This is a genomic window from Brevibacillus sp. AF8 (assembly GCF_021270385.1).
In the GTDB taxonomy this organism is placed as follows: domain Bacteria; phylum Bacillota; class Bacilli; order Brevibacillales; family Brevibacillaceae; genus Brevibacillus.
Genome location: NZ_JAGQDN010000005.1, coordinates 44,800 through 69,004 on the forward strand (window position 1 = coordinate 44,800; position 24,205 = coordinate 69,004).

Sequence of the window (24,205 nt, forward strand, 5' to 3'; positions counted from 1 at the left end):
AAATGTCAGCGATTCGCTTGAGAGTCACCGTAGTAGTGGAACACGAAGGGAAGGTCCTCCTCATCCGTGAGCAGACACAACGAGGCATCTTTTACAATCTGCCAGGGGGAATCGTAGAATATTTGGAAGCGATTCCAGACGCGGCGAAAAGAGAAGTGATGGAAGAGACTGGACTCCTCGTGGAAATGGAGCGATTGATCTGGATAGACGATCGGATCGATCAGGAAGGGAATGGAAAGCATACAGTCGGAGTAGGAGTTCTGGCGAAGCTCGTCGGAGAAGAGACAAACCCTACGCCAGGTGGTATCGTCGATGAAGAAATCGAATGGGCGGGCTGGGTCACGCTAGACGAGTGGAAGCAACTGCCGAATGACCACAAAACACGACCGGATCAAGTCAAGCAAGTCTTGTCTGATCCCACTTATCAACCGATGTACTTGGGAAATATGCTGAAACAAGCAGAATAAAAACAAGAGACACCGCCCTTTTCCTAGTGAAGAGGAGCGGTGTTTTTTCCTTACGCTTTTTGCTGTACGGAAGCTTTTCTTCCTTTTGCGACAGCAAACACGACAATGACAGTGGAAAGAACAGCACCGAGTGTCAATGTCTCTGACAGGAGGAGCCAGGCGGCGATGATCGATAAAAAGGGTTGAAGGTATTGGATTTGACTTACCTTGGAGACGCCACCGAGTGCCAGGCCGTGATACCAGGCGAAAAAACCGAGAAACATACTGATTACGCTAATGTAACCAAAACCGATCCAGACAGGCCAAGTGGCTTGTTTTAACTCAGCAAGCAGAGGCCCTGCGAGCGGAATGACGAGAAAAGGAAAGGCAAAGATCAACGACCAACTGATGACCTGCCAACCACCCATCGTCTTGGAGAGCTCACCGCCGACCGCGTATCCGATCGCCGCGCTGATGACCGCCCCGAGCAAGGCGAGATCCGCCCATTGGAGGGCACCAAAACCAGAACTGATTGCGTAGGCGATAATCGTCACACAGGCGATCCCACTTGAAATCCAATACTTCCGGGTGGGGCGTTCGCCTGAAAAAAATATCGCTGCGCCTGCCGTGGCCAATGGCAATAGTGCGATGATGACTGCACCATGCGTAGCGGGCACTCTCTCCATCGCCCACGACGAGAAAAGCGGGAAGCCTGCTACTACTCCGGCAGATACGAGTAACAGTTTCTTGGTCTCTTGCCAGGTAGGAAACGGTACACGTTTCATTAGGAGCACCAAAGCAGCCAGTACAGCCGCGATCAACGCTCGTCCCAACCCTGCCGAGAGGGGAGAGAGCACGGTAACAACCACCTTCGTTGCTGGCAAGGTCAAGCTGAAGCTAAGCACCCCGATGAAGCCATACAACAAGCCCATTTTCTCTGTATGCAGCTGCTCAGGAGTGATTGGTTGCTCTTTTTGTAAGGCTTGCTTCTCGATAGGAAGCTGTGCACTCATCCGAATCCCATCCTTTATCGAATAAAAGTTTCTGTTGTTTTATCTTAGAGGCGACCGAGCATAAACGGTAGAGCCAATTGGCAGCAGGAGCAGTAAGCCAATTTGTCGAAAGTGAGGAAAACGAAAACAGGAAATTTGGGGGACGGATCAGGATGGAATGGAAGCCGGACAAAGATGCGGGAGTTCCGATCTATTTGCAAATCGCCAAAGAGCTGGAACGACAGATTGTGCTAGGAGTGCTGTCCCCCGGTACATCTCTGCCGCCGGAAAGAGTGTTGGCACGTCGCTTTGGCGTCAATCGTGGGACGGTATCGGCAGCGTACGAAGAATTGCGGGCAAAAGGGATTTTACAATCGTGGCAAGGGAGCGGTACTTGGGTCAGTCGGGATCTGTGGGGCGTCAAACAAATGCCAAACTGGTATACCTACACGAATGGCGGGGCATTCTTGCCAGCTTATCCACTCGCGAAACGAATTCAGGATGCGTGCTTCGATTCTTCAATCATCAATCTGGCAAAGGCAGAATTGGCAACGACGATGATCCCGTCATGGATACCAACGACGCCGAGGGAAGAAAACGAGATCAAACTTGAGCTGGGCTACGCGCACCCAAAGGGGGAGCCGCGTCTGCGTGAGGCACTGTCTGTGCATTTGCAAGAAAACTACGGCATTCACGCTTCTCCCGACGAAATTTTGGTGACGTCAGGAGCGCAGCAGGCATTGCATCTCATTACACTGTGTCTCTTGAATCCAGGAGATGCAATCGCAATGGAGGGACCCTCTTATTCGTATTCCTTGCCCTTATTCAGTTCAGCCGGGCTGCGTTTATTTCGCTTGCCGATGGATGAGGACGGAATTATACCCGAGGCTGTCTACGACTTGCAGCGGGAGCATCGCATTCGCATGGTTTTCGCCAACCCGACCTATCATAATCCAACCGGGACGATTTTAAGTGAGGCACGGCGATCTCAGTTGCTCGATATTTGTCAGGAACTGCGCCTGCCACTTGTGGAGGACGACGCTTACGGCGCATTGACACTGGCTGGAAGCCCTAGACCACCCAAGCCGATCAAAGCCATCGACAAGACAGGGGCTGTTCTGTATGTCGGGAGTCTTTCGAAAACGATTGCGCCAGGCTTGCGGATTGGCTGGCTGGTGGGACCTAGATCTGTTGTAGAAAGACTAGCCGATGCCAAGCAGCAAATGGACTTTGGCACGAGCAGCGTCTCCCAGCAATTCGCCCGGCGGTTTGTTGAGCGAGAGAGCTGGAACAATCAGCAGGAGCGGATGTCTCGTTACTTGTTGGAGCAGCAACAAACAATGGTACGCGCTATGCACAATCATCTCTCCGATTTCGCCGTATGGAAGGAGCCGGGTGGCAGCTATCATATTTGGTGTCGGTTGCTGGCTCCCAGGGACGAAAGGGAATTGCTTGATGATGCGATCAGAGAGGGCGTTGTCTTTACACCCGGTAGCGTCTATGGAGCGGAAGCGGGCTGGCTGCGCCTGACCTATTCGTGGGAGTGTCCGACGAATATCGAGGAAGGCATTCGACGCATCCAAAGAGTCCTACAGCAGAAAAAACGATAAGAAAAGGGATTAATTCCTTATTTATGAAACTAATTTCCACCTCACTCGTATGCACTATAGAGGCAATTTTAGAAAGGGGGGACAGTCGTGGGCGTACTTGAAACCGTCTACATGGTCTGCCTTGTACTTGGTCTACTCTACACGGTCATCTCACTGTTGTTCGGCGATACGCTCTCGGATTGGCTGGGACATCTGCATCTGCCTTTTGCTCAGCCCATTTTGTTGGTCAGCGGCATGACTGCTTTTGGCGGAGCGGGGTATCTGTTGTCCAGGTACACTTCTCTTGGTGCGCTTGTCGGATTGATGCTAGCTGCTGTCATTGGCTTCGCTTTGGCTCTTGTCTCTTACTTCCTGTGGGTAAAGCCGATGAGTCATGCGGAAAATTCCACGAGCTATTCCATGAGTCAACTAGGAGGAAAGCTGGGAGAAGTCGGGACGACAATTCCGGCAGAAGGACTGGGAGAGGTGCTGCTGCCGATGATTAGTGGAACCACTTACCATATGGCAGCGAGTCTGGAGGGCCAGATTATCCCGCAAGGAACCCGTGTCGTCGTAGTCGAGGTCCGTGACCATGTCTTGTATGTGATCCCCTTTTACACTGAATCTGGCGAAGGAGATGGGAAATGATGGTAGATCCTGGCATTTTGACGATAGTAGGTGTTGTCGTCGCAGTCTTTCTCGTTTTGGGTATTGCTTTTTGGGCCCGTTACAAAACAGTGGGTGCAGATGAAGCCATGATCGTGACGGGTAGCTATCTCGGCTCGAAAAACGTACTCAGTGACGAATCCGGGCGCAAGATGAAGATCGTCCGCGGAGGCGGCGCATTTATCCTCCCTATTTTTCAACAAGCAAACTTTCTGAGTCTTCTGTCTCATAAGCTGGACGTATCGACTCCTGAGGTGTACACCGAGCAGGGCGTTCCTGTCATGGCAGATGGCGTTGCAATCATCAAGGTAGGCGGCTCGATTGAAGATATCGCGACTGCATCCGAGCAATTTATGGGCAAGAGTGACGAGGCGCTGCGCGGAGAAGCACAGGAGGTTCTCGAAGGCTATTTGCGGGCAATCCTCGGCAGTATGACGGTAGAGGAAATTTACAAGAACCGTGAGCGATTCGCACAAGAGGTGCAAGCGGTAGCGACAAAGGATTTGAAGAAAATGGGGCTGTCCGTTGTCAGCTTCACGATCAAGGATGTCCGGGACAAAAACGGTTATTTAGCTGCGCTTGGAATACCGCAAATCGCTGCGGTGAAGCGCGATGCGACCATCTCACAGGCTGATGCGGACAAAGAAGCGCGGATCAAGCAGGCACAGGCAGAGGAAGAGGCACGCAAGGCAGAGCTGCTGAAGGAAACGAACATTGCCGAAGCTGAAAAGGAAAAAGAACTGAAGGTAGCGGCGTTTAAGCAAGAGCAGGACAAAGCGAAGGCGAGCGCGGACCAAGCCTACAAGCTGCAAGAAGCTGTCGCCAAGCAGCAGGTGACAGAAGAAGAGATGAAGATCGATCTCGTCCGCAAGCAGAAGGAAATCGAGCTGGAGGAAAAAGAAATTCTTCGCCGCGAAAAGCAATATGATGCGGAAGTGAAGAAAAAGGCCGACGCCGACCGCTACTCAGTGGAACAGGCGGCAGAAGCGGAAAAAGCGAAGAAGCTGAGAGAAGCAGACGCGATCAAGTACCGCATTGAAGCTGAGGCAAAAGCAAATGCCGAGCAGAAGCGTCTGGAAGGCTTGGCGATTGCCGAGGCTGAAAAAGCACGTGGTAGCGCTGAGGCAGAAGTCACACGCCTCAAGCTCGAAGCCGAAGCAGAAGGGAAAGAGAAGCTGGCTGAAGCATTTGAAAAATTCGGTCATGCGGCTGTCCTCGATATTATTGCGAAAATGCTCCCTGAGCTGGCTGAGAAAGTTGCCGAGCCAATGAAAGCGATCGACAAAGTAACAATCGTGGATGCAGGAGGCGGCCAGGGAGATGGCGTCAATCGTCTGAGCGGGAATGTTACGAAGCTGATGGCCCAACTGCCGGAGATGTTAAAAGACGTGTCTGGTTTGGATATGAATAAAATGATCTCGGACTTTATGCAAAAGGGTGGTAACGTGCCCGCGCAGCAACCGCCTGTACCTGTAAAAGTTCAGGTTGAGACCGATTCTATTTCGGAGGACGAAAAGAAATAATCAAATCCATCAGAGGAGAAGTGCCCCTTTTTAGTGAGGGGCACTTTTTTATGCAGAAAATCAAGGGTAGTCTACCTGTTTCGCGCGTCCGTATCCTCTCAACAATTCGCTGACCGTGACGAATTTATACCCTCTATTTTTCAGTTCAGGCAATATTTGCTCGAGAGCTTGTACAGTCTGTTTTCGATTGCCTCCGTAATCGTGAAATAGCACGATGTCTCCATTCCGAGCGTTGTTCAAAACCTTGTTGACGATCTTTTTTACACCGGGGTCGCTCCAATCACGTGTGTCTTGATGCCATGACCACATGATCACGAGAAAACCGGCTTGCTTGGCTGTATCGACTACGGTCTCGTCATAATATCCCCCCGGAGGACGAAAGAGGGTGGGACGAACCCCTGTTGCCGAATAAATCGTCTCCTGTGTTTTTTGCACCTCTTCTAACAGTCGTTTCGCTGACAGCTTTCGTATATCAGGATGACTGTAAGTGTGATTGGCAATCTCATGTTGATCATTCGCGAGAGATTTGACAATTTCCGGGTACTCGCTCACACGATTGCCGACGACAAAAAAGGTAGATTTCGCTTGATACTGCTTCAGCAGCGCTGCGATCTGAGGAGTGTATACCTGATCAGGACCATCGTCAAAGGTAAGGGCAATCACCTTGCTCTCTGTCGGCACTTCCCAAACGATATCTCCTCTTGTTTCGTAATACTCGCGATTTTTTCCCCGAATGGCATTGGCTGTCTCGCTGAAGGAAGGAGCAAGAATGACAGCGAGCAAAAGGGGGAAAAAGAGGATAAGCTTTTTCATTCGTTCACCTCGTTGCAGAGACTATGGTGCTAGGTAGCTGTACGTGATGATGTACTCACCGTTACTATGCGACAAATCTTGATGAATATTCCTGTGTGTCTCTGTGGAAAAGACACTTGTTCTTTTTGTGTGGATAAATTAAGCTAGTAAAAGCATAAGACGTGAGAGTTGGGTGGAGGAATCAATCATGAAGGTAGCAAAATTTGGGGGAACATCTCTGGCGAATGCCGAGCAAATAAAAAAAGTATGCCAAATTGTTATGGCGGATCGGGACAGACGATTGATTGTTGTATCGGCACCTGGGAAACGGAACAAGGAAGATACGAAGGTTACTGATTTGTTAATTGCCTATGCTGAGCGATCTTTGGCTGGGGAGCCTACAGAGGAAGCAAAACAAGCCATTTTCCTGCGCTACCGGGAGATTGTGGCCGATCTCGGTCTTTCTGCCGAGATCGGCCAAGCGATCGAAGCGGAGCTCGAGGAGGTTCTCGCAAACAAGGCGGGCTTGTCCGCAGACAGATTCATGGATGCGGTCAAAGCTGCCGGAGAGGATACATGCGCCAAAGTTGTCGCTCGTTATTTGCAGAGCCTGGGTGAGGTCGCGACCTACATCAATCCAAAGGACGCAGGAATGTTGGTTACAGATGAAGCAAGCAATGCTCATATCCTCCCTGAAGCGTATACCAAATTGGCGACATTGCGAGAGCGGGAGGGAATCGTCATTTTCCCAGGATTTTTCGGCTATTCGCGTGCCGGTGATCTGGTTACTTTTTCACGAGGTGGCTCGGATATTACGGGATCGATTTTGGCTGCGGCAGTTCAGGCAGAGGTCTACGAGAATTTTACAGATGTCGACTCGGTGTATGTGGTCAACCCAAACCTGATTGCCGATCCAAAAAAAGTGACAGAGATTACGTACCGAGAGATGAGGGAGCTGTCCTATTCCGGTTTTAGTGTGTTCCACGAGGAAGCGTTGATTCCCGCATATCAAGCAGATATACCAGTATGCATCAAGAATACAAACAATCCGTCTGCGCCTGGTACGATGATTGTGGCGGAGAGAGGATCTGCTACAAACAGAGTGTCGGGGATTGCAAGTGACGGCGGCTTTTGCAGCATTTACGTCAGCAAGTATTTGATGAACCGCGAAATTGGCTTTGGTCGCAAGCTACTGCAAATTCTGGAGGAGGAAGGGCTTTCGTATGAGCACACGCCATCTGGAATTGATAACATTTCTGTCATTCTCCGAGAGCGAGATCTCACGGAAGAGAAGGAACAGCGGATTGTAGAGCGCATCCGCCGAGAGCTGCTCGCTGATGATGTCGCTGTTCAGCATAGTCTGGCACTCGTCATGATTGTCGGGGAGGGCATGCGTCAATCTGTGGGGACAACTGCGCGAGCCACTACGGCGTTGGCTGCTGCGAAAATTAATTTGGAAATGATCAATCAGGGGTCATCGGAAGTAAGCATGATGTTCGGTGTAAAAGCCGAAGAGGCAGACCGTGCTGTGATTGCTTTGTATCAAGAGTTTTTTGGAGGAGAGGAACCAGTGGTTTCCCCATCGTCACAAGCCGCTTCTGTCAGTGTATAGCTGCGTGCTTCAAATGATCCGCTATTGCCATTCTGTACCCATTGATAGACATGCCATGCTGGCTGTGCGGATGCGAGTCCCACAATCCAATAGCTGAGCGTGGGATAATGCCAGCCTGCTATGTCGCGTGCAGAAGGGATTGGCAGTGTATGTGGGTGTGTATGCAAGACACCTAGCCATTGAAGATTGTTCTTGCGGATGTGTTGCAAGGCTTGAAGAAACGTTGTCCCATCCCAAGCGAACACGTGCTTGTCAGGTGAGATGGGCATTGGTATACAGGTCGTAATGGTTGCTCCATGACCTGCGAGCAAAGCAGAATACTCATAAGGAAACGCCTCTTGTGCTTCGGCCAGGAGGCGTTTCGCTACTTTTTTCGTCAGGAATATTTTGTTATCCTTAATCGCAAAGGGGTCACCCAACCAAGCGGGATTTTTCATTCGGCTTTCGTCCTTCTTCTCTATTCGGCTATGATTTGGAGGTTAGCATTTGATGACTACGATACAAGTGGGAGTTTGCGGCTGGGGAGATCAGCACGAATTGTACGTACAAGGGGTGCGCAATCGAGACAAGCTGTCCGTATATGCCAGCCACTTTCCAATTGTAGAGGTGGATAGTTCTTTTTACGCTATTTTACCACAGCGAAATTACGAATCGTGGGTGAAGGATACGCCTGAACGATTTGGCTTTATCGTCAAGCCTCATCAAGGGATGACGGGACATCAACGAGGGGACGCTTCGGCAAGCAAACGGGAATTGTTTCGTCTGTTTGAGGAGAGTATTCAGCCTGTCGTGGAGGCAGGCAAGCTCAAAGCATTGCTGTTTCAGTTTCCGCCGTGGTTCGATTGTACCCGGGAGCATGTCCAGTATGTGACTGCTTGCCGCCAAGCCATGCAGGCGTATCCGTTTGCGGTGGAGTTTCGCCATCAAAGCTGGTTTGAACCACGGTATTCAGAGCGAACGCTTGATTTCTTGCACAAGATCGAAGCGACACATGTGGTATGTGATGAACCGCAGGTCGGAAAAGGCTCCGTCCCGATTGTTCCTGCCGTAACGAAGCCATCCTTGGCGTTGGTACGCTTTCATGGGCGCAACAAAGCGGGCTGGCGAGATCCCGGAGAGGGACAAAATTGGCGAGATGTCCGTTATTTATATCGATACAGTGAGACAGAGCTTGCAGAGTGGGTTGAACACATCAGACTGCTCGAAAGGGAAGCGGATGAAGTCTGCATTTTGTTCAACAATAACTCTGGAGGAGATGCAGCAGCAAATGCGAAGCAGTTTTCGGAGATGCTTGGCCTTGCACCAACTGGTCTGAATCCTCGTCAGATGGACCTGTTCTCCACGTAGCAAGAAAGAAGGGGAGTATCATGCTTGCAGTAATTGCCATCTTGTTTGTCATCATTGGAGTCGTGGCTGGCGTCATTGGCAGTATCGCGGGTCTGGGTGGTGGGATTTTTTTCGTGCCTGCTCTGCTGTATTTTGGGAATTGGTACATGCCTGGATCGATGAACCCGCAAGTAGCAGCGGCGACTTCGCTAATCGTGATTGCGGTAACGGCCCTGTCTTCCTCCCTTTCTTATTTCAAACAAAAAAAAGTAGATAAAGAGAGTGCTATGCTCTTTTTCATCGGGAGTGCCCCAGGTGCTATTGTGGGCGTGTATCTTAATACATTACTAGCAGTGGAGGGCTTTTCGCTGCTGTTTGGCTTGTTTCAGCTCTGTATGTTCGTCGTATTGATGGTCAAAGACAAGATCAAACCACGCAGCATCAAGTGGGAAGTCCAACGCCACTTCGTCGACAACGAAGGAAATGAATATGTGTACGGGTATAGCAAATGGTCCGTGATTACGATTGCCTTCTTTGTAGGGATTACCTCGTCGCTATTTGGTGTGGGGGGCGGCATCCTGATGGTTCCAGCCATGATGATTTTGTTTCGTTTCCCGCCACACATTGCCACGGCTACTTCTATGGTGGTCATCTTTTTATCAGCGGTGGTTGGATCAATCACGAATATCTTCCACGACAACGTACACTGGCTGTATGCAGCGATGCTCGCGCCGGGGGCATGGGCGGGCGGAAAGCTCGGAGCGATTATTGCCAGTAAAATGAAAGGTCGCACCATCGTGCTGTTTTTGCGTGTTCTGATATTGGGAATTGCCATACAAATGATCGGAGAAGCGATTTTTGGATAATGAGACGAGAGGGAGGGGAAAGTCGTGGCTGACACCTGTACCTTACACATTTTGCACACGAATGACTTGCACAGCCATTTTGATACGATGCCGCGAATTGCAACCTGCCTGAGCATACACCGAGAAGAGTGGGAGGGCAGGGGAGAGCATGTGCTGACGGTCGATATTGGGGACCATATGGATCGAATGGATATCCGATCAGAAGCGAGCTTTGGGAAAACAAACGTCGAGATCATGAACCGCAGCGGGATTCAATACGCGACGATCGGAAACAACGAAGGCATCACACTCCCAAAAGACAAGCTGAATGAACTGTACACAGATGCACACTTCCCGATCATTACGGGCAATCTGTTTGAACCGACAACCAATTCTGTCCCGTCTTGGGCTGTACCATACGCAATTCATACCATAGGCGAGCTGCGGCTGGCGATCTTGGGAATGACGATTCCCTTTGGACCCTCTTATCAGAGTATGGGCTGGGAAATCAAGGAACCGATTCCGATATTGCGTGAGCAGATTGCGGCACTGCGCTCGTCAGTGGATGTTGTCATTTTGCTATCGCATCTCGGCTATCAGACAGATTGTGTGCTGGCTAGTGAAGTCGATGGGCTGGATATCATTTTGGGCGGACACTCTCACCGGGCACTGCTTCATGGAGAACACCTGGGAGGCACCTTGATCACACAAGCTGGGCGGTTTGGCGAGTATGTCGGTCATGTAGAGCTCGTCTGGGACAGGACTCATAATGGCATCAAAGACGTGCGTGCAGAGCTTTTTCACACAGAACAGTATCAGGTAGACGAATCATTGAGCCAATTCATCGAGAGTGAAAAAGTATGGGCAGAAACTCGTTTGTTTCAGCCAATTGCTCAACTGGAGCAAGACATGCACATAGGCTGGACGGAGGAGACCCCCTATGGCTCCTTCATCGCAGCGAGTATTCGCAAATGGACGGGTGCTGAGATCGGCATGGCAAATGGCGGGCTGTTGCTTGCCGATTTGCCACGGGGCAGCTTGTCTTTTGCCGATTTGCTGCACAGTATTCCCCACCCGATCAATGCCTGCGCTGTCACGATTACAGGGGCGCAGCTCACCACTGTTCTGGAGCAAGCCATTCAACCGGAAATGGTTCATCGGGAGCTGCGAGGGTACGGTTTTCGCGGCAAAATAGAAGGCTGGATGTGTGTGGACGGATTGCACATCCGCTACAGTGAGAATGACCAACCGCAAATTATCCAGATTGAAGTCAACGGGCAACCGCTTGATCGCGAACGTCTGTATCGAGTCGGGACGATCGACATGTTTATGTACAATCGCATGTTTCCTGAATTGCTGCTCGGCAGTGAGGTTACGTTTTTCTTACCCGAGATGCTGCGTGAAGTGCTCGCCACCACGATACAGGACCAGCAGATGCTGCAAAATGCGTTTCTTCCTCGGTGGGAAAAGATATCGCCCACGTCAAAAAACCAATCGTAGAGACCGTTTTTTCGGGAATGCTATCGAAAAACGGGAGGAGACGAGTGATGCGCTTCATTGATGAAGTTTACGAGCTGTACAGAGGACATTTTAATGGCGATGAAGAGGACATTACAGCAGTTGTCGTTGGCATTCTCGCTGAGCAGTCTCGAGATGATTTGTTGGACTTGGTCGAGGAAATGGACGAGGAAGAGCTGTTTCACATGCTTGCAACGTATATGATTGAAGTCATGAAACGGAAAGTCGCGATGGAGGATGAGCACTTTCCGACAGGCATCATGCATTAAAATTCGATCAGGGAGCTCTCATTGAAACCTCACCTTTCTCTGCTAAAAGTCATAGGATGGTAACGCTAACAGACAGGAGAGAAAAGGGAGGAATCTTGATGGTCGAGGTAGTGCCAATCCACTTTCCAGAGGGGACGGCTATTGCTGTCACCGTTCGTTTGCCCAAGACGACGCTATTGGCTGTAACGACCGATCATGGATACATTATGTGTGGAGCGCTGGATGTGGGGCTATTAAACGAAAGGTTAGCAGCGAGAGAAATTCTTGCCGGTCGTGCGGTGGGGGTCAAGACCATACAGGAATTGCTGGATGCACCGCTGGAGTCCGTGACGACGACGGCGGAGAAGAAGGGGATTACTGCTGGGATGATTGGGCGGGATGCTGTCGTGAAAATGCTGTAAAACAACAAACGGTTTGCCTATAGAAAAAACCTTTGTCCCGGGACAAAGGTTTTTCAGTTTTTTCGCGCCTTGTCTACCAACGGGCATTTTGTTCTTCACAGATTCCGATCTTGCTTTGCACCGCAATCGTTTTTCCATCAGGTGTTGAGAGTGTCCCGTCATATCGGCCGATTACTTGATGCAGAGTGGTCCGCACCACCGCAAAATTTTTATGCTCGGTTCGGGCAAAGAGCGGCGTAAAGGTGAGGCGTACCGCAGAAGATTCTTCACTCGCAAGCGTCCAAGGGAGCATCCGGTTGTCAGGATTGTAAGAAAAACGAATTTGTTCACTCAGCTTGTAGAGGACACCATCAATCATCAAGCCATTTTCCGTCATACCGGTTCCGTCCGTCCAGCCTTTGCCAAAGTTAAAGCCTGCGACACCCTCCGCGTGACGGAAAGAGCAGGTCGTCCAGTTCCAGCGAGTGTGATACGGCCAAACGCCACGTCCAAAATCCAGACTGGCAAAAGCATTCTGCCGATCGAGCACATAGGTTTTCCCGTTATAGGCAATGGTGCCGTGCACGGGTCGGGCCGTTTGCTTCGATGTAAACTGAAAGCGCTCTGCACTCCACGGGATCACGACATTTAAGGACTCGGCTGGCGGATCAATCACGATGTCGAGCGAGAGAGGCTTATTGCCGGGGCAAATGGCAGTCGCTTCTACACTCGTTCCGCTGGCTCCTGGTTGAAAGGAGACGGAGAGCTTGCGGCTCGCAAAATGGCAAGGCTCATCTACGGTGGCACCAAGCCGAATCCCTGCACCAAAAGGAACCGTAACAGCACTGTCCGCGGTTTCCCCTGTCGTCAGATCAATAAAATGGACAAAGACAATGCCAGCGTAATCCAGATTGACCATCGCAATCGACATCGCACATTCAGGCGCGGTGATAAACCAAAAATTCCATTTTTTCCGGCGAAGCCAATGCCCGCTAAATTGGCAGTCGTGCAACGGATAGCGGGACCAGCCAATCGCTTCGGGAAGCAAGCGGCCATCCTGGTCACATAATGAAAGAGGCTGTGTTAATTCTGTTTCGATAAGCGGCATACGATCATCTCCCTTGCAAACAAGGATTCTTCCGAAAAGAATATCTAGAAAAAATTTCATGTAGAATCAAGTCGAATCACGCTATAATAGGGATACCCTGAGGAAAGGGAAGGAAAGGAAATGCGACTGAAATCCATTCAAAAATGCCAGCCGGGTGATAAACTGGCTCGTTCCATCTATACAGAGAATGGAACGATTCTCGTTGGAGCTGGAGTAGAACTGACCCAACGAATGATAGCTCGACTCAAAAATAAAAACGTGAACAGTCTCTACATCCAAGACAAGCGCACCGATGATATTATCGTGGAGACAGTCATTTCCGAAAATACTCGCAGACAAGCAATGTCCATGATTCACGATGCATTCCGAACCGTTCATCAAGTCCCGGACAAATGGCAGCAGCTTTTTTCGGACAAGGGTTTGGGACGTAAGCTCCGGGATGTCATGCAAATCGTTGCGGATGAATTGAACAACAGTGATTCAGCCATGAATTTATTGGCAGATGCTTGCGCCTTCGACAATTACATATTCACGCACTCATTTAACGTTGCCTTGTACAGCACAGCTCTCGCCATAAATACCGGCTGCTCGGAAAAAGATGTGTTGGAGATAAGTATTGGCGGTATGCTCCACGATATCGGAAAAGTGCATATCCCAGACGACATTTTGAAAAAGCCGGGCCGCCTTACGCAAGAAGAATTTGAAATCATGAAAAGACATACGGAGATCGGTTTTGAGATGCTTCGTCGGCAAGACGACATTCCGTTGCTTGCAGCCCACTGCGCTTTTCAGCATCACGAGCGCTGGGATGGCTCCGGTTATCCACGGCACCTGAAAAAAGAAGAGATTCACCCGTTTGGTCGCTTGATGGCAGTGGCTGATGTTTTCGATGCTCTGACGTCGCATCGGGTATACCGTCGCGGAATGCTTCCTCATGAAGCGATGGAGGTGCTCTACTCCGGTTCAGGCAAACTGTTTGACCAGGCTTATGTAGAGGCTTTGCGAAATACGATTGCACTCTACCCTGTTGGTCTGACCGTCACGCTGAACAATGGTTTGTCTGGTGTCGTTGTCGATTCGAACAAAGGAATGCCGAGCCGCCCGATCGTCAGAGTTCTGGTAGATGAGGAAGGGCGGGATATCGAGCATCCCTATGAGTGTGACTTGTCCAAAATGCTGACGCTCATGATCATCGCCTGTGGAGATTTGGTATAATCAGAGCCAGTCCTTCTTTTTAAAAATGATATACATCGTCGTGCCTATCGCCGCCATACATCCCAGAACGATGTAATAGCCGTAGGGTGAACGCAGCTCAGGCATCACATCAAAGTTCATCCCGTATATACCCGTCACAATTGTCAACGGCATAAAAATCGTTGTCAAGGCGGTAAAAACACGCATAATATCGTTGGCTCTACCAGCAAGCGCTGCTTGATATGCTTCGCGCAAGTTCCCGATGAGTTCGCGAAAAGCTTCAAAGCTCTCTACAATTTTGCTGGCATCCTCTACAATATCGCCAAAGTACTTCCGCAGATAAGGTTGAATCAGCGGGAGTTCTTTTTTATGTAGGGCATCAATCAAATCTCGCTGGGGAACAAGCATTTTACGGGCGTACAAGATTTCACTGCGCAGCCCGATAATTTGATCCAGATGGGATTTTTTCGTGTGCATCAAAATTTGTTCTTCCAGATCTTCGAGCAGGTCTTCAATTTTTTCAGTCACATCAAAATAACGATCGACAATTTGATCGACCAAGTAATACAGAAACGCATCGGGGCGATTGACTTCTTTTTCCCGGATGATCGAAAACATGGTAGTAAATTCGGGGGCCTCCTGCTTCGTTACAGTGATGATGGTGCTGCTGCCCAAAAAAATATTGATCTCACGCAAGAAGATATCATGATTGTGGAAAGTAATGCCATTGATGACTATAAAGTAATGATCATCGTAGTTTTGCAACTTGGGCCGCTGTTCTTCCTCGTCGATGCAGTCCTCGACAGCCAGATGATGCAGTCCGAACAGCGGCTGTAAAATATCCAAATCGAATGGAGCGGCATGAATCCAGTAAAACCCGTTTACAGGTGGAGTAGCAGTCTCTTCGATGTCTTCTATCTCAGTAATGATTCCGTTTTGTACAAGTCTGATCTTCATGTTTGATTCTCCTGCAAGTGGATTCGGTTGCGGCGGGTAGGCGGGGCCAGATTTGTGTGAGAATCAGTTCATAAGCGGAGCGAAGTGCTCGACGGCTAGGCGGAGCCTTTGATGCGCGCTGTTGTTTTTGAGTCGTCATGCGAGTTCGCCTCCTCGATGAAAGCCTTCATCCTATATGTATGAACGTCAACTCGTCCTTTTTCCCGCTGCGGCTAGCTATGGTAAGTCTTTGGATTCGTACTCATGCGCACCTGCCAGTCCAAGAGAGGCCACGGTCGACGAGTCCGGTCACTCCAAATAATACCGCTCGTTTCATTGCCATAGTGTTCCTCACTTTCTTCGATCCCTCTCTCTTATTTTACCGTTTCGGATGGTATGACCAAAGCCATTTTTTGCATACTACAGATAAGCTGAACAGATGAAAAGGTGGATGTAGCGACATGTGGACAAGCAAGAGGGCAGGTATGATTGGCTGTATCGTATGGATGTTGGCAGGAGCCGGGTGGGGACAAGCAGTTCTTGCCTTGGAGGCGAGAGACGTACAGCCTCCTCCGACAGTGTTTGAGGAAATCCAGGTCAAACGGCAGGATGTGACAGGAGATGGTCGGCCGGATCTCGTCACGTTGCTAGGAAAGAGGTTTGCGGCAGACAGTCCTTACTTTGAACACTTAAAAATCATGGTTCAAGACCCCGTTGCGAAAAAAACAACCTTTTTTACAACACCGTACGGCGCTTATCAGCCGGAGATGTCCTTTTGTGATTTTACCGGAGGGGGTGTGCAACAAATTTTGCTTCAGGCGCCGACTGGGGGCAGTGCAGGGACGTCTGAGTTTTATTTGTTCGCAGACAAGGACAATAAGCCGGCGATTTTGCCTGTCCCGCAGCCCTTGACGATTTCGGGCTCCTATCAGGACCAATACAAAGTGCCGTTGACGATCAAGGAGACGGGGGAGACTGTCGTTCTCGATTTGTCTGATCGCAAAAAAATCTATGAAGAAAATGGTGTCTACAAGAACGGGAAGCTGGTTTCTCCAGTAGAGGTCTTGCCTAATACGTTCAGCGTACTCAAGCCCATCGATGAGAACCGCGATGGCATCTGTGAATTAAAAGGGGAGCAGAGAGTCAGCGGTGTTGCCAACGCCGATACGATCGCGTATGTGGAGTCGTACTGGAAATGGGACAAGACAAGCTGGAAGCTGCAACGAGTTGTTGTGAGAAAAGCGGAAATGTAGCTGTTAGTTAGCTAGGCATATTCAACCGCCCATGGTCAAGGTGGGCGGTTTACACCCGTTTGTAAAGGAGTATATAATTGAAAGGATATTCCAGAGATATATGTACTCGGATAAAAGGAGTTCAGGCTATGAGCACATGTCCGTTTTCCACCTTTTTTGGTTTGAAAGGGAAAGGAAAAAGTGAATCTTTTTTTCAGGGGGTGAAGGAAAAGGGGGAAGTGAACGTTGTAGGGAAAAACACCCTTGCGAAGCAACTAGCAATGATCAACCTGACCGAAGAAGAATTGAGCATTGTGAAAGCACTTCAGCCACTTATCATTCAAAATATTGACGCTATTGTAGATTATTTTTATGCCAGTATTGAAAATGAACCGCTTTTAATGAAGATTGTAAACCAAAACAGCACGATTGAACGGTTGAAATTAACGCTGAACCGCCATATCTGTGAAATGTTTAGCGGACGCATCGACAGCGCCTACATTGAACAGCGTAGTAGAATTGCGGTTATTCATATGCGAATTGGCTTGGAACCAAAATGGTACTTGAGCGCATTCCAAAACATCCTGGTTACCTTGATTGATCTCTTGCATAAAAACATCGCGGACAAGGACGAGTTCGTACAAGCCGTCACGGCCGTCACCAAGATTCTCAACATCGAACAGCAAATTGTGCTGGAGGAATATGAAAACGAGCATGAAAAGGCGCGGCAATTGGATCAAGACAAAAAGGACGAGCTGCGAATCCTCCTGACCAATTCTGCGCATGAACTGGCAGCGGTCTCAGAAGAAAACAGCGCGTCTGTTGTGCAATTGACAGAACAGTCGAGAGAAGTGCTTCGTTTTGCTGAAAATGGCACGGGCTTTTCCACGAAAGCACAAGAGCTGTCCCGGGAAGGCAAAGAAAAGCTGGAAAAACAACAGGAACAAATGCGCTTGATTCAGAGTAGCGTCAAGCAAATCTCGGAAGAAATGAACGCGATGGAGGAAAACGCCGAAAAAATCCAAGGGATTGTAGAGGTCGTGACGGCGATTGCCGAGCAGACAAATCTCTTGGCTTTAAATGCCGCGATTGAAGCAGCACGTGCTGGCGAACAGGGACGCGGATTTGCCGTCGTAGCCGATGAGGTACGCAAGCTGGCAGAACAGACCAAAAAGTCCGTATTCGGTGTGCGTGAGCTGATTGAGAAGACGAACCAACAGACAGTAGTCCTCTCATCTGTCGTGGTAGAAATTCAGGCGCTAGTCCAATCGAGCACGGCGGTAGTAAACGAGACGAATGCCTTTTTTGAAGGAATCATGAGCGCTGTCTCAGACAGTAAAGAACAGAGCTCACGGATTCAGCGGGAGCTGGAAAACTTCTTCAAAGTCATGGAAGATATGAACCAAGCGGTGGCACAGGTAGCCAGCTCTGCGGATGAGCTGTCGGAAATAACAGAAAACCTGTAAATCAGTATTGCGATGGTGGTTCAAAGGGACAATATTGGCGGCAATTACGCAATGGTGGACTGTAAACGTTCACGGAAATAACCGGACTTTGTCCATTGTTGCGAATGGCATGAATTTCCCCAGGCTCTACAAAATAGTATTCACCTGTGCTGACATGAGTTGTTTGTGCTCGTTGAACTTCATTTTCATTATTCGTCTGGACATAAATCATATTCGTTAGCGTACCTGAGACTACCAATTCCCAACCAAAAGAATCACCGTGATTATGCGGGATGGATTCCTGATTTGTCGGCAGATGGATCAAGACAACTTCTACATGTGGCGTGGAGAATAATACTTTGCGTCCATAGGGTAGGTTTAGCGGCTCCGGGATGTATGGACCAAGTTGTTCCATGCAAGGAGAGAGGGAGACGAGAGCGTGTCTAAGCTGGGCAGGAGTAGGAGAAACGAGGGAGCCAAATGCTTGTTCCAAACGTTCCAGATTCATAAATAACCTCCCAAACGAAAGTCATACTCCCTACACCATATGATCAAATTTCAAGAGTAGTGATAGCATGAGCTTGTCCAAAAGGAAATTATTTACCATTATTCTTACATTGTAAATCAACAGGATTACTTGAGTTTAGGGCGCTTTTGGAGAAAAAGCGTCCTTTTTTGTGCTATCGACAATCAGCGCACCCACCAACTATTATGAAGGTACGGCAACAAGTGCCGTACAGGACGATTTGGGGAAACGTCCCCCATCGAAATGTTTCGAGAACATGAGCTTTTTTCTGATTTTCATTCAAGAGGAGGCATGCGCATGTCAACTGCCATAATCAGTGTACGCACCCACTAGAGGGGGGCGTTGATTCAAACCACCTGTCATGATCGGGAGGTTTGGATGCAGATGAATAAGAAATGGTATTTGTATGTCAATGCGTTGTCATCCTTGGGATCACGGATGAATTTGATCGCGTGTAGCGCGTTGATTTTTACATTTGAACATAGTGCTTATTGGATGACCGCTTTTTTTGTGGCAAGACAGCTAGGGGGGATGCTGTTTAGTCCCTTGGCAGGCATGTTGGCTGATCGAATGGACAGAAGGCGCACTATGATCGCAAGCGACATGGGGGCCGGTCTTGCTATTTTGGCTATCGCTTTTTATCCGACACCGTATGTATTAATCGCTGCGGCTTTTCTCAACGGAATGCTGTATACGCTGTTTCATATTAGCTTTCAGGCATCCTTGCCACAAATATTTGGGAGTGAGCAACTGGTCCAGATCAATGGATTAAAGGTCAGGCTGGAGTCTTTGGTAGGCATCATGGGCTTCATGCTGGGAGGATGGATGACAGATCACTATGGTTATACCATTGTGATCACTTTGGATGCCGCCAGCTTTCTTTTCTCAGCATGGATTCTGACGGGACTCCGGTGGGAGGAGAAGGGGGACAATGCGCTAGCTATGTCAAAAGCAGCAAGCAGCTTTCGTGTCACCCTTCGTTACTTGCGGGAAACGCCTGTGCTATTGACGATTAGCTTGTTAGCCTTTCTCGTATCGCTCAGTACGTCTGCGTATAATTACGGGTTGCCTTTTTTGGCGGATCAATTGCACGGTAGTGACGCTACCCTGCACGGATTGATGTGGACGGCGATGAGTATCGGAGGCTTGATTGGCTCCTACGTGGCAGCTCGCTTGCGGGTAAAGCTCGTGAATGGGATGCTCATCGCTTATGCTGTTTTTTCCGTAGGGATTGTAGGGGCATTCGCGGCAAACCATGCTGTGTCTGTACTTATGCTTCTGGTATTCGCTGGTCTTTTTTCCGGGGCAGCACAGGTATATGAGAGCACACTTTTGCAACAAGCCCAAAACGAGCTGCGCGGCAAGGTGATGGGGGTGCAGGGTCTCTTGAGTCGAAGCGGGTACTTCGCTGGTTTTCTTATGGCTCCATTCTTGGCGGGTGCCTTCACTTTATTCGGAATGCTGGTCTTTGCCCAATTGATGCTTGTCGCAGGGTTGATCGGATTTGGCTTGTATCTTGTTTTTCTTTCAAAAAAATAGAAATCCGGGCTCTCGATACACGTAGTCTTTTTTCCACCTCCTAACCATAGGATGTACCAGTTGGGAGGTGTCGGGATTGGCCGTATTTCGACCCCGTCGGCGTTGGAGAAACCCGCTTTCACGTACGAAAGCGTTTTTGATCGCGTTGGTTATCTTTTTTGTTTTGACGATACAGACCCTTGTGTTTTTGCAAAATCGGTTGGAGCCAACTCTCTTGATCCTGGCGACGCAAAAAGCCGAGCAATTGGCGAAAGAAGCGATAACCGATGCCGTAACCAAGCGGATTTCGCAGCAGGGCGTCGACTTTAATCAGATTGTCAAAATCGAGAAGAACAACGAGGGACAGATTCAGGCGTATCAGTTCAACTTCAAGGAATATGCAAGAATCGTGGGCGAAACAACAGCGAGAGTCCAGAACAAGCTCCAAGAGTTCGAGCAAGAAAAAGTAGACCGCACGATTCCGCTTGGTTTGGCTACCGGGAACTCCTTTTTGGCATCAATGGGGCCGAATTTGCCGGTGACTTTCGTGCCCATCGGCTCGGTCAAAACCAAGCTGGAGACAGAGCTGAAGGAAGCTGGCATCAATATGGTGCTGGCGACGGTATATATTTTTGTGGAGGTTGATCTGCGCATCGTGATCCCTTTTGCAACTGAGGAGCAGACGGTCACGACGAAAATCCCGATCACCCACTCCTTGATCATTGGCGATGTACCGACGTATTTGTATAACAACCCGGAAGGCAAGCCGGATGTGCCGCGGATTCCTGGGGAAACACCGGACGGCACTCCGTAATCGCTGAATAGGAAAAAGCGGCAGCGCGTTGCTGTCGCTTTTTTTATAAGGCTTTAGGAAGGAAGGAAGGAATAGCGTAAGCATAGACTTGAAAAAACTGCGCTAACATATTGCAGTAGCAGAAGAACTGCATTTCAATCACGCTGCGAGCAACTGAATATGACGCAACCACCGTTGACACAACAGGAAAAACATATTATTTAGGGAAGTCCGTATTCATTGACCAAGGTTTGTTAAATATTCACATTCTCTGCCATCATTTGCCGCTATGATGAGAGTTGGATGTGATACCTATGAAAAAACAAAGGAAAATCCTCTTTCTCATCCTGTTAGTGGCAGGAACTTTGCTCGATTGGTCCAGTAGTCAGCAAAAACAGGACGTCGATCTATATACGATAGGAATTGTGATTGCCAATGAGGATCGAAAAGATAAAGTAGCGGGATTGAAGGCGGGATTGCAATCGCTGGGTCTAGGTGAAGGAGTACGTGTTCAGTATGCACCTGTCTATTTGAATGCGGCTCAAACCCTTGAAGAGGAGCGCTCCCTTGTCCAGGACTTGATTTCCCAAAAGCCTGATGTAGTCGTCACGACAGGGGCGCACGAGACCTTTTTAATTCAACAGGAGACAACGACGGTTCCCATTGTTTTTATCGGTGTCGCCTCACTGGTCGAGCTACCGCTTGTTGAGACAGAGGGGACAGTTACGTGTGGAATCAGCAATGGCCAAATGGATGTGATTGGGAAAAGGTTGGAGCTGACAACTCGTTTGTTGCCTGATGCCAAGCGGATTCTGATCATTGCCGATTCTCATGCTCCTACGACAGAGCGGGCAATCGTAGAAGCAGGGTCAGCCGCTTCCTTGCTTGGTGTTCGCTTGCAGGTGGAGCAGGTTGCTTCCTCAAGAGATTTGGAGCAATTGCTCAGTAAGCTCTCTCCAGGAGAATACGACGCCATGCTTCCTTTACCTAGCTATGTTCTGGAAGATGCGATTACTGATTGCTTGCCTCTTTTGATCGAGAAGCAATTGTTTGTCATGGGCGCATACCCCGAGCAGGTGAAGGCTGGCTTGTTTGCCGCTTACGGCGTTTCTTTTCATGCACAAGGCATGCAGGCTGCTCATATGGTGGCTCGGGTGTTGGATGGAGTCCCTCCAACCGATCTGTCAATCGAATGGCCGGATGACGTGCGGCTGGTTGTCAATGCTGCTTCCCTGTCCAAGCTGCCTATTACCGTAACCGATCAACAGTGGTCATTGGCACAAGAATGGTATGGAGTGAAGAACAAATGAGGAGGAGCAGACTACCGCGCATCAATCGACTAAAGACAAAGATGCTCCTGTTTGGGCTTTGCATGTCCATCATCCCTTTTCTGATTCTTGGTTATATCAATTTGCAAACGAGTAAAGATAAGGTTCGAGTAGAGGTAGACAGAGCCAATCAGATCTACGTGGAAAATATATTGGCGCAGTTGGATATGCTTTTTTTACATACGACCCAATCCATGCAGGTGGTTCAGCAGCGTTTTCTCAAAGAGCGCCCTAGCGATGATGATGCATATTTTTTGTTGAATACGTTATTAAAAACCTCCCCTTACATGGAGGAGGTCGCGCTTTTTCATCAGGATGGAGGGCCGCAGTTTTTGCTGAATCGCTGGAAACACCAAAGAGTGGATATAGTCAGTGAGCAAGACAACCAGCTTCTTCCCACCATCCAGTCGGGAAAACCATACATCGGAAGCATTGTCCGATCAGCGGAAGGGAAGCTGCTGGTAACGGTCGCGATCCCTCACGTATCTGCCAACGGTGTAAAAGGCGGCATGTACGCAAAGCTCAATGTAAAACAGTTGCTCGAACAGGTCACACTGCGAGCTCGATATGAAAACGAGGCCTATTTGTTCGTCACGGATGGGAAAAGCGATGGGTTTGCAGATCCGTTTATGTTGGGCAAGCCTTCTGATGGCTCCTTGACCTATTATGAACAAGCGGTTCCTCCCTCCTGGACACTACCAGATCGAACTGACAAGCCTGTTATCCGTACGTATCAGGCTTCCAATGAAGATGTCATGGTCAACTATGCCATGCGTTCTTCCGTCACCCATTGGGTCATTATGCTGGAACAGTCAAGCCAAACGGCGTTTGCTGCCTTTTCAAAATTGGAACAATCTCTGCTCTTTACGACCTTATTCATCGCACTTATCGTGTTGGGGATTAGCATTGTGTTTTCTGTCTCATTTAGCCGATTAATGGAAAAGATCGAATCCGCTGTGCAAAAAATCGCGGGTGGCGATTTATCCGTACGAATACCAGTGACGACCTCAGATGAAATTGGCAGGCTGGCAGCGTCCTGCAATGAAATGGCACAGAGTCTGGAGACGAAGACCAATCAACTTCTGGAAGAAAAGAAACGGCTTGATCTCGTCGTCAGTGGCATGGGGATGGGACTGATTCTCGTAGATGAATGTTTTCGTATTCGCTGGATTAATCAAACGGCGGCGGCGTGGTTTCAGGATACGGCAAATCTCCTGGGGAAGGACTGCCATCAGACGATTGGTCAGCATTTCAGCTCATGCAGTGGTTGCATGCTCCGAACACGACAAATGGTAAACCAAAATCAGACTGACCTTATTTCCTCCAGAGTCGATCAGGATGGACGTGTCCGTTCCTATCGACATCAGGTTTTCCTTCTGCATCCGGAGAAAGAATCGTCGGCTTTTCTGGAGGTCATCGAGGACATCACGGAGAAACGAGAGCTGGAAGCCGCAATCGCACAAGCAGACAAGCTCGCTGCTATTGGACTCTTGGCGTCGGGCATCGCCCATGAAATCAATAATCCATTAGGCATTCTGTCGTTGTATGGACAAGACTTGCGGGACCGTCTCGTGGAAGAGGATATTCGAGATTTACAGGACACAGGGGAGCTTACCCAATACTTGGACACGATGGACAAACAAATTAACCGCTGCAAGGAAATCACGACCCGGTTGCTGCACTTTTCGGGAAAATCACCCGTTACCGTAGAACAAGTAGATATTCATCAAGTCCTATCAGACATTCTCATTCTTTTATCCCATGAAATACGTGTCAAACATGTAACGGTAAACCAGTCTCTGTTGGCCTCTGCTCCGTTTCTTCTCGCTACCCCTGGACAACTTCAGCAGATCTTGCTCAATCTGTTAACCAATGCACTGTACGCGACCCAGGAGCGGGGAAATATTGAGATAGCAACTGATTCTCCATCGAATGATCGGCTCCGTCTGTGGATCAAAGATGATGGATGCGGTATACCTGCAGCAGATTTGCCACATGTTTTGGAGCCTTTTTATACAACCAAGCCTCCTGGAAAAGGGACTGGTCTCGGGTTATCGGTCTGCTACGGGATTGTGACGAATTTAGGCGGAGAAATCGAGATCGAAAGTACGCCAAACATAGGCACGACTGTTACGGTCATCCTGCCGTCGGCAAAGGGGGAATGAAC

Annotated in this window: 23 protein-coding genes; 17 read left to right on the top strand and 6 right to left on the bottom strand. The window is 49.2% G+C overall.

The annotated features are described in order from the left end of the window. The first annotated feature begins 2 nt into the window (after nt 1-2). On the top strand, nt 3-467 hold the full coding sequence (locus tag KB186_RS09500; protein WP_229088160.1) for an NUDIX domain-containing protein: 465 nt from the start codon (nt 3-5) through the stop codon (nt 465-467). A 50-nt stretch (nt 468-517) separates the two neighbouring features. On the opposite strand, the gene KB186_RS09505 is transcribed toward KB186_RS09500, so the two are convergent. Beyond that, nucleotides 518-1,459 (bottom strand): DMT family transporter, encoded by a 942-nt coding sequence (locus KB186_RS09505; protein WP_232773474.1) that lies wholly within the window; start codon nt 1,457-1,459, stop codon nt 518-520. 152 nt (nt 1,460-1,611) lie between these two features. Between KB186_RS09505 and KB186_RS09510 the strand changes: the two genes are divergently transcribed. The 3 genes from KB186_RS09510 to KB186_RS09520 all read left to right on the top strand — a co-directional run bounded on the left by KB186_RS09510 (nt 1,612) and on the right by KB186_RS09520 (nt 5,216). Continuing rightward, complete coding sequence (locus KB186_RS09510) at nt 1,612-3,048, top strand: aminotransferase-like domain-containing protein (protein WP_173610014.1); 1,437 nt, start codon at nt 1,612-1,614, stop codon at nt 3,046-3,048. Nucleotides 3,049-3,135: 87 nt separating this feature from the next. Continuing rightward, nucleotides 3,136-3,675 carry an NfeD family membrane protein gene (locus KB186_RS09515; protein ID WP_221867872.1) on the top strand — a complete coding sequence of 180 codons (540 nt, stop codon included), beginning with the start codon at nt 3,136-3,138 and terminating at the stop codon, nt 3,673-3,675. Then, nucleotides 3,675-5,216 carry a flotillin lipid rafts scaffold protein FloT gene (locus KB186_RS09520; RefSeq protein ID WP_173610247.1) on the top strand — a complete coding sequence of 514 codons (1,542 nt, stop codon included), beginning with the start codon at nt 3,675-3,677 and terminating at the stop codon, nt 5,214-5,216. Before KB186_RS09515 ends, KB186_RS09520 begins: the two co-directional genes overlap by 1 nt. A gap of 60 nt (nt 5,217-5,276) precedes the next feature. On the opposite strand, the gene KB186_RS09525 is transcribed toward KB186_RS09520, so the two are convergent. Continuing rightward, nucleotides 5,277-6,029, bottom strand: a complete 753-nt coding sequence (locus KB186_RS09525) for a polysaccharide deacetylase family protein (protein WP_173610016.1) — start codon at nt 6,027-6,029, stop codon at nt 5,277-5,279. A gap of 187 nt (nt 6,030-6,216) precedes the next feature. Here KB186_RS09525 and KB186_RS09530 point away from each other — a divergent pair, with 187 nt between their 5' ends. Beyond that, nucleotides 6,217-7,620 carry an aspartate kinase gene (locus KB186_RS09530; RefSeq protein ID WP_232773475.1) on the top strand — a complete coding sequence of 468 codons (1,404 nt, stop codon included), beginning with the start codon at nt 6,217-6,219 and terminating at the stop codon, nt 7,618-7,620. Here the strand turns inward: KB186_RS09530 and KB186_RS09535 are convergent. Further along, on the bottom strand, nt 7,551-8,057 hold the full coding sequence (locus tag KB186_RS09535) for a M67 family metallopeptidase (RefSeq protein WP_232773476.1): 507 nt from the start codon (nt 8,055-8,057) through the stop codon (nt 7,551-7,553). The genes KB186_RS09530 and KB186_RS09535 overlap by 70 nt on opposite strands. 52 nt (nt 8,058-8,109) lie before the next feature. Between KB186_RS09535 and KB186_RS09540 the strand changes: the two genes are divergently transcribed. From KB186_RS09540 to KB186_RS09560, 5 genes are all read left to right on the top strand, one after another. Then, nucleotides 8,110-8,967, top strand: a complete 858-nt coding sequence (locus tag KB186_RS09540) for a DUF72 domain-containing protein (protein WP_173610019.1) — start codon at nt 8,110-8,112, stop codon at nt 8,965-8,967. 20 nt (nt 8,968-8,987) lie between these two features. Beyond that, on the top strand, nt 8,988-9,812 hold the full coding sequence (locus KB186_RS09545) for a sulfite exporter TauE/SafE family protein (RefSeq protein ID WP_173610020.1): 825 nt from the start codon (nt 8,988-8,990) through the stop codon (nt 9,810-9,812). A gap of 24 nt (nt 9,813-9,836) precedes the next feature. Continuing rightward, a complete protein-coding gene (locus tag KB186_RS09550; RefSeq protein WP_232773477.1) occupies nt 9,837-11,291 on the top strand; it encodes a bifunctional metallophosphatase/5'-nucleotidase in 1,455 nt (484 codons plus the stop codon). Between the two features lie 47 nt (nt 11,292-11,338). Then, nucleotides 11,339-11,578: a DUF6154 family protein gene (locus KB186_RS09555; protein WP_173610022.1), complete on the top strand. Its 240-nt coding sequence runs from the start codon at nt 11,339-11,341 to the stop codon at nt 11,576-11,578. Between the two features lie 98 nt (nt 11,579-11,676). After that, the gene (locus tag KB186_RS09560) at nt 11,677-11,979 is read left to right on the top strand and encodes a YunC family protein (protein ID WP_047073052.1); all 303 of its coding nucleotides are present in this window, start codon (nt 11,677-11,679) and stop codon (nt 11,977-11,979) included. 73 nt (nt 11,980-12,052) lie between these two features. On the opposite strand, the gene KB186_RS09565 is transcribed toward KB186_RS09560, so the two are convergent. Further along, nucleotides 12,053-13,066: a DUF2804 domain-containing protein gene (locus tag KB186_RS09565; protein ID WP_173610023.1), complete on the bottom strand. Its 1,014-nt coding sequence runs from the start codon at nt 13,064-13,066 to the stop codon at nt 12,053-12,055. Between the two features lie 120 nt (nt 13,067-13,186). On the opposite strand from KB186_RS09565, the gene KB186_RS09570 reads away from it, so the two are divergent. After that, the gene (locus tag KB186_RS09570) at nt 13,187-14,281 is read left to right on the top strand and encodes an HD-GYP domain-containing protein (protein WP_173610024.1); all 1,095 of its coding nucleotides are present in this window, start codon (nt 13,187-13,189) and stop codon (nt 14,279-14,281) included. Here KB186_RS09570 and corA read toward each other — a convergent pair whose 3' ends face one another. Then, complete coding sequence (corA, locus tag KB186_RS09575; RefSeq protein ID WP_173610025.1) at nt 14,282-15,217, bottom strand: magnesium/cobalt transporter CorA; 936 nt, start codon at nt 15,215-15,217, stop codon at nt 14,282-14,284. It abuts the gene before it with no gap. A 440-nt stretch (nt 15,218-15,657) separates the two neighbouring features. Between corA and KB186_RS09580 the strand changes: the two genes are divergently transcribed. After that, nucleotides 15,658-16,449: a hypothetical protein gene (locus KB186_RS09580; RefSeq protein WP_232773478.1), complete on the top strand. Its 792-nt coding sequence runs from the start codon at nt 15,658-15,660 to the stop codon at nt 16,447-16,449. A 128-nt stretch (nt 16,450-16,577) separates the two neighbouring features. Then, on the top strand, nt 16,578-17,894 hold the full coding sequence (locus KB186_RS09585) for a globin-coupled sensor protein (RefSeq protein WP_232773479.1): 1,317 nt from the start codon (nt 16,578-16,580) through the stop codon (nt 17,892-17,894). 1 nt (nt 17,895) lies between these two features. On the opposite strand, the gene KB186_RS09590 is transcribed toward KB186_RS09585, so the two are convergent. Next, on the bottom strand, nt 17,896-18,381 hold the full coding sequence (locus KB186_RS09590; RefSeq protein ID WP_232773480.1) for a cysteine dioxygenase: 486 nt from the start codon (nt 18,379-18,381) through the stop codon (nt 17,896-17,898). A gap of 402 nt (nt 18,382-18,783) precedes the next feature. Here KB186_RS09590 and KB186_RS09595 point away from each other — a divergent pair, with 402 nt between their 5' ends. The 4 genes from KB186_RS09595 (at nt 18,784) to KB186_RS09610 (ending at nt 24,203) form a co-directional block, all read left to right on the top strand. Then, nucleotides 18,784-19,938: an MFS transporter gene (locus KB186_RS09595; protein WP_232773481.1), complete on the top strand. Its 1,155-nt coding sequence runs from the start codon at nt 18,784-18,786 to the stop codon at nt 19,936-19,938. Nucleotides 19,939-20,005: 67 nt separating this feature from the next. Further along, the gene (yunB, locus tag KB186_RS09600) at nt 20,006-20,731 is read left to right on the top strand and encodes a sporulation protein YunB (protein ID WP_173610030.1); all 726 of its coding nucleotides are present in this window, start codon (nt 20,006-20,008) and stop codon (nt 20,729-20,731) included. Nucleotides 20,732-21,024: 293 nt separating this feature from the next. Further along, nucleotides 21,025-22,020 carry an ABC transporter substrate-binding protein gene (locus KB186_RS09605; RefSeq protein WP_232773482.1) on the top strand — a complete coding sequence of 332 codons (996 nt, stop codon included), beginning with the start codon at nt 21,025-21,027 and terminating at the stop codon, nt 22,018-22,020. Beyond that, on the top strand, nt 22,017-24,203 hold the full coding sequence (locus KB186_RS09610) for an ATP-binding protein (RefSeq protein WP_232773483.1): 2,187 nt from the start codon (nt 22,017-22,019) through the stop codon (nt 24,201-24,203). Before KB186_RS09605 ends, KB186_RS09610 begins: the two co-directional genes overlap by 4 nt. Nucleotides 24,204-24,205 lie beyond the last annotated feature (2 nt).

What these genes read in the sequence shown, in the direction of transcription:
- KB186_RS09570 (WP_173610024.1), top strand. Translation starts at nt 13,187, where the DNA reads ATGCGACTGAAATCCATTCAAAAATGCCAGCCGGGTGATAAACTGGCT.
- KB186_RS09610 (WP_232773483.1), top strand. Translation starts at nt 22,017, where the DNA reads ATGAGGAGGAGCAGACTACCGCGCATCAATCGACTAAAGACAAAGATG.
- KB186_RS09545 (WP_173610020.1), top strand. Translation starts at nt 8,988, where the DNA reads ATGCTTGCAGTAATTGCCATCTTGTTTGTCATCATTGGAGTCGTGGCT.
- KB186_RS09500 (WP_229088160.1), top strand. Translation starts at nt 3, where the DNA reads ATGTCAGCGATTCGCTTGAGAGTCACCGTAGTAGTGGAACACGAAGGG.
- KB186_RS09505 (WP_232773474.1), bottom strand. Translation starts at nt 1,459, where the DNA reads ATGAGTGCACAGCTTCCTATCGAGAAGCAAGCCTTACAAAAAGAGCAA.
- KB186_RS09535 (WP_232773476.1), bottom strand. Translation starts at nt 8,057, where the DNA reads ATGAAAAATCCCGCTTGGTTGGGTGACCCCTTTGCGATTAAGGATAAC.
- KB186_RS09530 (WP_232773475.1), top strand. Translation starts at nt 6,217, where the DNA reads ATGAAGGTAGCAAAATTTGGGGGAACATCTCTGGCGAATGCCGAGCAA.
- KB186_RS09580 (WP_232773478.1), top strand. Translation starts at nt 15,658, where the DNA reads ATGTGGACAAGCAAGAGGGCAGGTATGATTGGCTGTATCGTATGGATG.
- KB186_RS09605 (WP_232773482.1), top strand. Translation starts at nt 21,025, where the DNA reads ATGAAAAAACAAAGGAAAATCCTCTTTCTCATCCTGTTAGTGGCAGGA.
- KB186_RS09555 (WP_173610022.1), top strand. Translation starts at nt 11,339, where the DNA reads ATGCGCTTCATTGATGAAGTTTACGAGCTGTACAGAGGACATTTTAAT.
- KB186_RS09595 (WP_232773481.1), top strand. Translation starts at nt 18,784, where the DNA reads ATGAATAAGAAATGGTATTTGTATGTCAATGCGTTGTCATCCTTGGGA.
- KB186_RS09510 (WP_173610014.1), top strand. Translation starts at nt 1,612, where the DNA reads ATGGAATGGAAGCCGGACAAAGATGCGGGAGTTCCGATCTATTTGCAA.
- KB186_RS09585 (WP_232773479.1), top strand. Translation starts at nt 16,578, where the DNA reads ATGAGCACATGTCCGTTTTCCACCTTTTTTGGTTTGAAAGGGAAAGGA.
- KB186_RS09565 (WP_173610023.1), bottom strand. Translation starts at nt 13,066, where the DNA reads ATGCCGCTTATCGAAACAGAATTAACACAGCCTCTTTCATTATGTGAC.
- KB186_RS09560 (WP_047073052.1), top strand. Translation starts at nt 11,677, where the DNA reads ATGGTCGAGGTAGTGCCAATCCACTTTCCAGAGGGGACGGCTATTGCT.
- corA (WP_173610025.1), bottom strand. Translation starts at nt 15,217, where the DNA reads ATGAAGATCAGACTTGTACAAAACGGAATCATTACTGAGATAGAAGAC.
- KB186_RS09525 (WP_173610016.1), bottom strand. Translation starts at nt 6,029, where the DNA reads ATGAAAAAGCTTATCCTCTTTTTCCCCCTTTTGCTCGCTGTCATTCTT.
- KB186_RS09540 (WP_173610019.1), top strand. Translation starts at nt 8,110, where the DNA reads ATGACTACGATACAAGTGGGAGTTTGCGGCTGGGGAGATCAGCACGAA.
- KB186_RS09520 (WP_173610247.1), top strand. Translation starts at nt 3,675, where the DNA reads ATGGTAGATCCTGGCATTTTGACGATAGTAGGTGTTGTCGTCGCAGTC.
- KB186_RS09590 (WP_232773480.1), bottom strand. Translation starts at nt 18,381, where the DNA reads ATGAATCTGGAACGTTTGGAACAAGCATTTGGCTCCCTCGTTTCTCCT.